Genomic DNA, 10,972 nt, shown 5'->3' with positions numbered 1-10,972 from the left:
AAGGTTAGATTTAAATAGTGAAGCAGTGGTTATGGAAAAAATTTAATTTAAAAATTTAAAAATTTAAAAGTTAGAGCTAAAAATTTGAAATATTGAGTGTTATGCTCAAACATCCAAGCTCTAAGCTGCTAACTTTCAAAGTCTTAGACAATGTTTGAAAAGTTTTGGGCAATTCTGATATTTGTGGGGGTAGTTTAGAAGATACCAAGTACTATTCTTTACTTTTAAAAGAGTCAAGCCAACTTTGAACTTGTTCACGGGCAATATCACGACCACCAAGACCAAAGGATAGGGCAATTGCAACAGCGATCGCACCTAGTAAAAGTCCAAAGGCTAAATTCACAATATCACTGGCAACACCAACCTGTTGCAATGCCATTGCAGAGACTAGGGTAATAATGGCAATCCGTGCTACCTGTGCCAGAATTCGGGCTTGACGGTCGCCGGAACTGGTAATGAGTTGAAACGCCAGATTTGCTAAGAACAGACCAATGGCAAATACAATTAATCCTGACAAAATCCGTCCCAAAATAATTAAAATCCCTGTTACCAGTGCTGTCAAGGCAGGGATATTGAGGATATTAACTGCTGCGACTGTGGCAAACAGCATAATACCAACTAAGGCGACAATCCCGGCAACTTCTGATGGGGTGCGGCTGGCTGGTCTTTGTGTTTCTGCTTCTTCTGAGACTGTAGTTAGTGATGGTAGACCCAATACAGTGAAAATGTTGTTAAAGCCTAAACTAGTGAGGATACTAGTCACCAACTCCGAGACAAACCGCCCTAAGAAAAAGGACACAATTAAAATTGCTAGGGCTGTAAAGATGGAGGGTAGAGTATTTAGCACCTGCTGCAACATGGCGATCGCCGGTACAGATATCGCCTCAATTCTCAAGGAATTTAGTGATGCGATCGCCACAGGAATCAAAATCAAAATATAGACAATTGTGCCTATAATAGTTGACAGAGATTGAGTTCCTGAAGATGCGGAAAGTCCAACGCGACTTCCAATATGGTCAACACCTGTGGTTGCTAATAAATTACTGACAATCCGCCGCACTATATTAGCTATAAACCAGCCCACTGTGGCAATTAATCCCGCAGCCAGAATATTGGGCAGAATTGACAGAATTTCCGTAATTAATGATTGTACTGGTATTAGCGCCTGTCTGAGCGCCAGGGTATCCAAAATTGGGACGAGAAACAGTAAGAAGATAAACCAATACAGCGCATTACCAATGGTTTCACTCAAAGATAATTGGTTGAGGTTGAGTGTATTGTCTTGGGCTTCTTGATTCAGACGCTCATCTAACCTCAGCGCTTGTAACCCTCGCACCGTCACAACTTTAACAATTGTCGCTATTAACCAAGCAACTCCCAAAAGAATTCCCGCACCAACCAACTTGGGCAAAAAGCCAATTAGCTGGTCAAGCAAATTATTCAGTGGTCGAGAGGCTACCTCTAGTTCCAGAGTTTGTAAAACAGCTACTACTGTAATTAAGATGATGCTCCAGAAAACTAAGCCAGAGATTAATTTCTCTATCTGGGGAACATCCTCACGACCCGTGATCCCCGCAGCAATCCGATTATCTATCTTAGTGTTATCCAGAATTTTCTTTGTGACTGCGGCCAGGATGGCTGCAATCAGCCAACCAACTAACAAAAGTGCTGCCGCCCCTAATAAACGGGGGGTAAACGCCACCAACTGTCCGACAATTCCTTGTACTTCGGTAATTCCTTCGTTAACTCTTCCTTGATCTAGTGGTAAGCTGGGCGACTGTGCCAAAAAATGCTGCACCCTCATCGATAAACCACTGTCTATCAACTGGGTTATTCCTTGCCAAGTTGTGTTCATGGTTTTCCGGTATTAAGGTTTAGATGTCTCCAAAAAAAACTTGTAATACTTATGGTAAAGCGGGATATGAAACAATCCTCAGCCCCCGTAAGTTCACTCACGTTTTGCTTATTAATTTACCAGTAAATTGGCAGCAAGCAATTGATCTCAAGAATATTTTTCTAACTTTTTGATTTATATTCTGATTTTGTCAAGGAATACCGTAGACAATCGCATATTGTTAAATGTTTATGACTAATTTGTATATTTGTTACTACACTAAAATCATTGACATAATGTGATAATAGTGCTTTATTTTGCGATATTCTGAGTACAGCCACAGCATTAGAAATATAGAATGTCCCAAGCTTTTGAACAATCAATTCAAATTAATGCCACAGCTACAGTAGTGGAACGGTGCATTACTGATTTAACAATTATGCGCCGTTGGCTAAATCCTGCCCTATGTTGCGAACCTGTTGGCGAAGCCTGGAGTACTGAGGTTGGTAGTCAAAGTTTATTTGTGATTCAAATTCCTCTACTTAAACCCACCCTGAAAAGTGTAGTTGTAGAACGAGAACCGGGTTTAGTTGTTTGGGAATTTCAGGGATTTTTCCAAGGGCGCGATCGCTGGGAATGTCAACCCAATGCACAGGGTACAAATCTTGTCAACCGTTTTGAGTTCGATATTCCTAACCCCATAGTCGGTTGGGGGTTCAATAACTTTGCTGCATCTTGGACTCAACAAGATATGCAAGCCCAACTGCGTCGCCTCAAAGGAGTTGCAGAGTCATTAGTCATTAGTCATTAAACATCACCTCACCCCGATTAAGAGAACTCCACAAAAATTTCCATATCTGGAATATCGGGGCGAATCAGAAAATGTCCTGGCATTCCTACACCCACCATAAAAAAATCAATCCGGCGGGCAATTTCCAGGTAAACCAGCGACAAAGTAATCGGAATCTCCATGCGGCGGTCAATTACATCATTTAAAAAGCTATGACAGGGGTCATACTAAGAGAAATTCATAAGCAAATCCTGAGTCGAGTTGAAGTTTTTCCCCTTGATTACTTTATCCTCTGACTTACTCCAGTGTACACAAAAATATTTAAATCTTGTCGAATTAATTAGAAATGCCTATTGATTTTCTCCTCCTAAATATTTAAAAATATCATCTAAAACTCGATTGGCTCCAATAATTCCCCATGAAGCAATCCATATATCGCTTGTAACTGGATAAACCCGATTTTCTTGTACGGCTTTTAACTGCGCCCACAAAGGATGATTAATAAATTGTTGTAACCTTGATTCATTGTGTCCTCCTAGTATGAGAAAAATAGCATCACCACCGATTTGAGGAATTAATTCTAATGAAATATTTTCGTGATTTTTTGCTTTGTCTTCAGATGAAGGACGAGATAAACCTATTTCTTGAAGGATTGAGCCACCAAAAGAATGATTCATATAAATTCGAGTAAAATTTGCCCAAAAATTCACTAAAGATATTTGAGTTTTTGCCAGATCATCACCCATTATTTGACGTAATTTTTCTATTCTTTGGTCATAGTCCCGCAGTAGAGTTTCACCTTTTTCTGTTTTACCCACTGCCTCAGCAAATTTTGTTAACCATTCCTTCCAACTAATATCACCATCTGCTAAAACTGTGGGTGCAATTTTTGATAATTGTCTATATAAATCAGCATCCCAAGCTAGACCTAAAATCAAGTCTGGTTTTAAATATAAAATTTTTTCTAAATTGGGTTGACCATTAGTACCAATTTTCTCAATTCCGTCTGTTAAATTATCTAGATATTTAAGGAAATTGTTGTCCCCTAATGTTGTGGCTCCTATAGGTTTAATTCCTAAAGCTAAAACATTATCTAAGCCCCCTAAAACAATTATTCGCTGGGGATGCAAAGGTACTTTTGTTTCACCCATAGCGTGTCTGACTAACCGCACTGGGGTTATATCGATAGGGGTTAAATTCAAGGTTTCTGTATTATTTATTCCACAACCTATGACAATTAAACTTGTGGCAATACTGAATAATAACAGTTTGAATTTACGAAAAAAACAAAATTTTATTTGCATAATCTATGAAAAATTATTTTAATTTGAGATTTAAAAATTTCTTGAGTAAAGCTACCATGTACACATATTCTAAAAGAAACAGAGTTTGCCGCCCTAAAAACAAAATTTAACTGTAAATCCTACGGTGTACACACAAGTAATCAAATCGCCCCCTAACTCCAAATTGTGGGGGAACAAGAATTTTTAAATTCCCCTAAACTTGCGGATTTAAGGGGTAAAACAGGCTCAAATGCAGACAGACAGAACTTGTACTTGCACCGTAGGAGCTAGGGGTGGGGTTTTATAACACAAAAGAGAATTTCCTGATTTGTGTGTAAACCTTGCAATGAGAACTTTCCAACTTACCAGACAATTCTATAGCCAACGCTTAGAGTTATGCCTTTACCAGCATAATTAGCACTATCAAAAAATGGCGCAAAGTATTGTGAATATACTGGGAAGTATTGGTTATTTAACAAGTTTTGAATGCCAATTTGTAGTTCACCGACACCTAGTTTAATACTGCTGAGATAATCTACTGTGACGAAGCTACTAATTTTGCCATCTTCTACACCATCATCAAAACCGCGATCGCGATTACCAGAATAAAGTAATTGTAGTCTGTTTCTCCAATTTGGAAGAGTTTGATTTTCTATGTAAGCTGTCAATTTAAAAGGTGGAACTGTAATACTATTTAATGCTACATACTCTCCATCATTATTAGCATCATTTTCACCTTCTATCCAAGTCGCTGTACCGCCCAAACTCCAACCTTGAGCCGGCTGAACATCAACAGCAGCTTCTATACCGTAAACTTTTTGAGGAGCGCGAGTAGTTTCTAGAAAATCAGTTTCAGGGTTAAAATTAAAAGCCGAACCTAAGTCAGAATAGTTATAAAAACCAGCAAGGGATGCTTGGACATTATCCCATTGACCCCTCAAGCCAATTTCATAGTTATCTACTTTCTGTGGTTCTGTTAATTGCAAAGAGTTCAAAACATTGACTACACCTCCAGGGGGTCTGCGGAAGACACGACCCAAATCGGGAACAGAAAACCCCTGAGCAAAGTTACCAAAAACACTAATTTTCGGCGTAAATTTGTAGACAATTCCCGTATTAAACACTGTAGAATCAAAACTGCGATCGCCACCTTGAATATTACGACGAGGAAAATTGGCGGTGATATAGTCGTCTAAACTTACACCTATATTCACATAACGTAAGCCACCACTTAACCGGAGATTATCACTAACGTCCCATTGCAACTGACCAAATATACCCAATTCCCTAAAATCATATTCGGGAACAAAAACCCGCTCATCAATTTTGCGAAAGATCCGACCCCCTGACGTATCAAATTCATCACCATCAAAAATATTAAAGTTTTGAGAACTCTGCTCTTTCTGATAGTCAACACCCCAAAGTAAACTCAAAGTTTTTTCAGAATTGAAGGGGGTTTCAACTTGCAATCTTCCACCCAACTGTTCCGATTCTCCTTCTGATTGGGTAATTCCTCTCAAATTAAAAGCACGGTTATCATCAGGAATTCCCCCACCAAAACCATAATTACGATAGTAAGCTTGAGCCTGAAGTTTACTATTTAAAATATTGTTATTAGTGTAATTTAAGCTTAGTAAAGTATTGTTGATAAAACTTCCATCACTAGCACCAATCACTGTTGTCCCTGCCGGTAGCCTCAAAGCGCGAGATTTTTGAATTCCGGGAATCTCATCAATTGCTGAGTCAGAAATAAAGTCAGTATTTTGTCGCTGGTTAAAATGATTAAAACTAAACTGTAGACGTTGATCTGGCGATAGTTCCACCCCTACCTTAGCCAAAATGTTGATTTTTTCGCTGTCTTCATCACCTGAAAAATTAGCAATGCGATCGCCTTCTGCATCATAAAAACCCGCAGTTGTTACCAGAGAAAAACCCGCAGTATAGTCAAATATGCCTTCTGTCCCAGATATTTGGTGCGATAGGTTATAGCCAAAACTATCTGCGGAACGAGTCAAGGAAGTATCCAAACCAATGTTTGTCGTAGAAGTTAGCCTTTGACCACTTGGCCTCTTAGTAATAATATTAACAACACCACCAGTAGCTTGACCACCATAGATCGCATTCGGACCCCGAACCACCTCAATCCGTTCAATCGCACTGGGATCAATAGTTGTAAGTGCGGCGGGAATTGATTGCAAGTTAGCATTTTGGGGAACACCGTCAATTAAGACGGAAATATTGCGACCTCGTAAAGTTTGCCCAAACGTATTACTACGATTAGTGGGTGAACCAAAGCCAGGAACAGTTTTGGCCAGAATATCAGCTAAGTTGGTTGTCAACTTAGCTTGTTGCTCAATTTGTTCCCGTGTAATTACTGTTACAGAACGTGCCACATTCTGCACATCTTCTTCCGTGCGTGTTGCTGTAACCACCAATTCTATAGATTCTTGAGTTTCTTTTGGGGGTTGTTCTGGCTGTTGTGATATCTCTTGAGGCTGAGGTTGCTGTGTAGATGTTACAACTGGTGTAATGCTAAAAATTAGACCTTCCGAACTGTCAAATAACTCCACATTTGGTAAACCCGCCTCACCCGCAACTGTCACCCGGATAGTACTTTCATCAAAATTTGTAACCGTTATTTCAGTAATCCCCTCACTTGGGTTTGCAGATATGAACCCATCACCACTAGGTAAACGCAATTGAGCATTAGGAATATCTGTAATAAAGTTATTCTCAGCATTGAGATTTACTAGTTGCAATTTTTCCCCAAGAGTTGTCTGTAAAATTACCTCCACACCTTGATCTGTTGGACTCACCTGCACCCCATTCACAATAATTGCGGATTGAGGAGTCGCAGTTTGAGATACTAATTCTTCAAGAGTATTTGCGGGCTTTTCCACCTCACTCACAGAGGGAATTGCCCAAGCAGGTTCAGCCGTAGCCACTACCCCAGTTAACCAAAGTCCTGTTAATAATTGCAACTTTACAGACATATCTACTCACACCACTTAAGAATCTGTTTCAAGAAGAATACAATAACTGGACTGTGATTTTAAATACCTGTTCAGCTGCGAGACGGATTATTTTCGGCGGTAGACGGATTTTTTTTAACACATTCGCCGTTAGGCGTTCTAGGGGCGCGGAGGTTGAAGAAAGGAGGAGTTAAGGGCTATTTTTTGCTAGTGTTTCAGGCGATAGTATTTAGGATTCATCCCAAATCGTTTACGAAAAGCAGCCGCAAAGCAGCCGTGGTTTGCATAACCCACTGTACGCGCCACTTCTTGTATACTCATTTTTCCTTCTAAAAGCAGTTGACGTGACGATTCCATGCGGTGCTGATGTAAGTAACCAAAGGCTGTTGTTCCAAATACTTGATGAAAACCAATTTTTAATTTGTAATCGTTTAATCCTACTTGACGTGCTAGTTCAATCAATGAGGGGGGATTGTTAATATTTTTAATTAAAATTTCTTTAGCTGCATGAATTCTCTCAAAATCATCTTTTTTTAGAACATCTGATTTTGCCGTATCTTGTCTTTTTTGTCTCAATTGTTCTAATTTGAGAGCAATTAATTCTAAACATTTACCTTCTAAATATATATATTTAGTCATTCCCTGAAATGGACAGTTAATAATTTGCTCTAATGGCAAATACATTTCTGGAGTAATTATATTGCTTTCATAAAAATCTTCTTTACTATTTCCCTCAATCAAATTTGTTAAAATGGCTGGTAGATTTTTGCTGTTATCAATAATAAAACTATTCAGTAAATCTGAATTTTTTAAGTGAATATCTACTTTCAACCTCCGCTTTTTAGCAAAGATTTTCCAATCTTCCATTTCATCGCTTTCATCTGTATAAACCCAATCTAAAAAACTTTGACCACATTCTTTTCGAGAGTATGAGCCTGACAAATTAAACCCAAATTCTATCTTATCTTCTTCAAGTTCTGGAATATCTTCAGATTCAACATATAAATCATCATCAAATTCTTCATCAATAATTAGCAGACGCATTCCTCGTAACTGAATATGACGATGATATCCTTTGCCGAACTTTTGCGGACAGTAATTGATAAAATCAGCAGTATCATACTTGTTTGGATAGTGGGTATTTTGGTTAACCTGTTGCCAAGTTCGTTTATACTCTGTTCGGGAAATTATATTTGTCATCCTTTTCTCAAAGAAGCAGACCTATAACATTTTTTCTCGCAAGTCACCCCAAGATTGTTCGGCTTTGTTAGGTTTCGTTATACCCCCCTTTGCAAGACAGGGCTGTTTCATTCGCTTGTGTTGGAAATTTGTCAAGAGGATAATCTCACGCACCAGCAAAGCGTTCGCGGAGAGTGCCGTAGGCTCTAGCATGAAGTGCGTTAGGCGCAAAGACGCACAGAAAAATCAGGTATTTCGGGCTGAAGACACAAAAATTTTTTGTCCTAATTGTGGATTTGCCCTCAATTTTGATCTGTTTGACCCTTGCAATTTTAACTCTTTTAGGAAACGAAACAGCCCTGGAGTTAGAGGGGGTCAGATCACTTGTGTGTATATGGTAAGTAGAGCAGCAGGAATAATTCAATGTTTGTAGTAAGGACTTCAGTCCTTATTTGAGGGCTGTAGCCCTCACTACGAAACAATCTCAATATTTTTACATTACTTAATCTACTTTGACTTATTCTCGCCTACTTACTTAGCCCCTTTGAGTGGGGAGAGTGAGAGTGCAGTTTTATTCTATTGCTTGGGCTGTTTTCTGCTTATCCAACTTCAGCATTAACACACCCAAAGGAGGCAGACATAAATCTAGGGAATAAGGACGACTGTGCAATGACCAGTTATCCGTCCATTTACCACCTAAGTTGCCCATATTACTGCCGCCATAGGGACGGGCATCACTATTAAATAATTCGGTATAAAATCCTTCTTGCGGTACACCAATGCGGTAATGAGAATGGGGTTGGGGTGTGAAGTTGCAAACCACGATGACGAAATCATCAGAATCTTTGTCATAACGGACAAAAGAAACTACGCTATGACGGTTATCGCTACAATCAATCCACTCAAAGCCATCCTGGGCAAAATCCTGAGTATATAAAGCTGGTTCAGAACGGTAGAGATGGTTTATGTCCTGGAAAAATTGCTTTAATTGTTGATGGTCTTCATACTGCAATAATTGCCACTCCAAATCTGCCCAGACATTCCACTCACTCCACTGCCCAAACTCCATGCTCATAAACATGGTTTTCTTGCCTGGGTGAGCGAACATATAGCTAAATAAACAACGCACATTGGCTAATTTCTGCCATGTATCACCGGGCATTTTGCCAATGATATTGCTCTTGCCATGTACTACCTCATCATGGGACAGAGCCAGCATAAAGTTTTCACTGTGGTTGTACCACATACTGAAGGTAATATTATTTTGATGGAACTGGCGGAACCAGGGGTCCATGCTGAAATAGTCCAGCATATCGTGCATCCAACCCATATTCCACTTTAAGTTAAAGCCTAATCCGCCTGTGTAGGTAGGCCAAGATACCATAGGCCAGGAAGTGGATTCTTCCGCAATTGAGAGAACACCTGGAAAATAACTAAACAAAAGGTGATTTACTTGACGCAGAAAATCTGCTGCTTCTAAGTTTTCTCTGCCGCCATATTGGTTGGTTAACCATTCTCCTGGTTCACGGCAATAGTCAAGGTACAGCATTGAGGCGACAGCATCAACCCTAATTCCATCAATATGATATTTGTCAAACCAGAAGAGGGCATTTGCTACGAGGAAATTTCTGACTTCGTGACGATTGTAGTTGAAAACCAGAGTACCCCATTCTTTATGTTCACCTTTGCGGGGGTCGGAGTGTTCATAAAGGTGACTACCATCGAAGAAGGCTAAACCGTGTCCATCTTTAGGAAAGTGACCGGGAACCCAATCAACAATTACTCCTATATCATTTTGGTGACATTCATCAACAAAATACATGAAGTCTTCAGCGCTCCCAAATCTGGAAGTAGGGGCATAATACCCAGTTACTTGATAACCCCAAGAACCATCAAAGGGATGTTCAGCAACGGGTAGCAGTTCCAAATGAGTGTATCCCAATTCTTTGACATAAGGAATCAGTCGGTCTGCTAGTTCTCTGTAGGTTAGGAAGCGTGCGCCTGGTTTGAGTTCAGAAACGATAACTACAGGTTCTGTTTCACCATTGGGTAATTTAGGTAGTTCTGAACTAGAAGCGTGTAACCAAGAGCCTAAATGCACTTCGTAGACCGAAATCGGTTGGGTAAGGGGGTCAGTGTGACGACGCTTTTCCATCCAGTCTTCGTCAGACCAAGTGTAAGCACTTAAATCAGTGACAATGGATGCTGTTTTCGGCCGGGGTTCTTGCTGGAAACCGTAGGGGTCTGATTTTTCGTAAATATGCCCTTCAAAATTTTTAATTTCATACTTATAATGCTCTCCAACTCCGATTTCGGGAATGAATAATTCCCAAACTCCAGTAGAACCTTTTCGCATCTGGTGTTTACGTCCGTCCCAGAGGTTGAAATCTCCTAGCAGGGAAACGTTACGAGCATTGGGGGCCCAAACGGCAAAATAGACACCTTTAACGCCGTTTATCTCTGTGGGATGCGCTCCCATTTTTTCGTATATCCGGTGATGATTGCCTTCGGAAAACAGATGTAAGTCAAAGTCTGTCAAATTGGGAGAACGGAAGGCGTAGGGGTCATAAGTGACACGTTCGTGTTCGCCTTCTTTAATCCGTAATTGGTAGTTTGTTAGTTCTGCTACTTCAATTGTGCATTCAAAAAAATGCGGGTCATGTACTGTCTGCATGGGGTATTCCTGACGTTGTTCAGGCAGAACTACCCATGCTGCACTGGCATTTGGTAGGTAGGCTCGCACAGCCCAGACTTTTTTGCCATTTTGTTCTATGTAATGAGAACCTAGTATTTCAAAGGGGTCGTGGTGCTGATTCCCTACTATACGGTTAACCTGTTCTGGGACAATTGTGGTCATGGACATGAAGCTACCTACATCTAAATAAAGTAATTGAATGATATACTGCGATCGCTG

At 40.0% G+C, this 10,972-nt stretch carries 6 protein-coding genes and 1 pseudogene; 1 reads left to right on the top strand and 6 read right to left on the bottom strand.

Annotated elements, in window-relative coordinates; genetic code table 11:
• Positions 1-211: 211 nt before the first annotated feature.
• Positions 212-1,855, bottom strand: a complete 1,644-nt coding sequence (locus VB654_RS18835) for a mechanosensitive ion channel (RefSeq protein ID WP_323215336.1) — start codon at positions 1,853-1,855, stop codon at positions 212-214.
• A 337-nt stretch (positions 1,856-2,192) separates the two neighbouring features.
• On the opposite strand from VB654_RS18835, the gene VB654_RS18830 reads away from it, so the two are divergent.
• On the top strand, positions 2,193-2,645 hold the full coding sequence (locus VB654_RS18830) for an SRPBCC family protein (RefSeq protein ID WP_323215335.1): 453 nt from the start codon (positions 2,193-2,195) through the stop codon (positions 2,643-2,645).
• Here VB654_RS18830 and VB654_RS18825 read toward each other — a convergent pair.
• The 5 genes and pseudogenes from VB654_RS18825 to glgB all read right to left on the bottom strand — a co-directional run.
• Positions 2,644-2,851: pseudogene (locus VB654_RS18825) on the bottom strand (transglutaminase family protein); the annotation flags it as partial. The gene VB654_RS18830 and the pseudogene VB654_RS18825 sit on opposite strands and share 2 nt — an antisense overlap.
• Positions 2,852-2,974: 123 nt before the next feature.
• The gene (locus VB654_RS18820) at positions 2,975-3,928 is read right to left on the bottom strand and encodes an iron-siderophore ABC transporter substrate-binding protein (protein WP_323215334.1); all 954 of its coding nucleotides are present in this window, start codon (positions 3,926-3,928) and stop codon (positions 2,975-2,977) included.
• A 341-nt stretch (positions 3,929-4,269) separates the two neighbouring features.
• Entirely contained in the window at positions 4,270-6,900 is a 2,631-nt protein-coding gene (locus VB654_RS18815; protein ID WP_323215333.1) for a TonB-dependent receptor domain-containing protein, read from the bottom strand.
• A 186-nt stretch (positions 6,901-7,086) separates the two neighbouring features.
• A complete protein-coding gene (locus VB654_RS18810; RefSeq protein WP_323215332.1) occupies positions 7,087-7,923 on the bottom strand; it encodes an AraC family transcriptional regulator in 837 nt (278 codons plus the stop codon).
• 706 nt (positions 7,924-8,629) lie between these two features.
• On the bottom strand, positions 8,630-10,921 hold the full coding sequence (glgB, locus tag VB654_RS18805; protein WP_323215331.1) for a 1,4-alpha-glucan branching enzyme: 2,292 nt from the start codon (positions 10,919-10,921) through the stop codon (positions 8,630-8,632).
• Between the last annotated feature and the right edge of the window lie 51 nt (positions 10,922-10,972).

Source organism: Nodularia sp. UHCC 0506 (genome assembly GCF_034931045.1).
GTDB lineage: Bacteria > Cyanobacteriota > Cyanobacteriia > Cyanobacteriales > Nostocaceae > Nodularia.
Note: the sequence above shows the minus strand (reverse complement) of the source record. Positions and strands in the feature narration are given on the sequence as shown.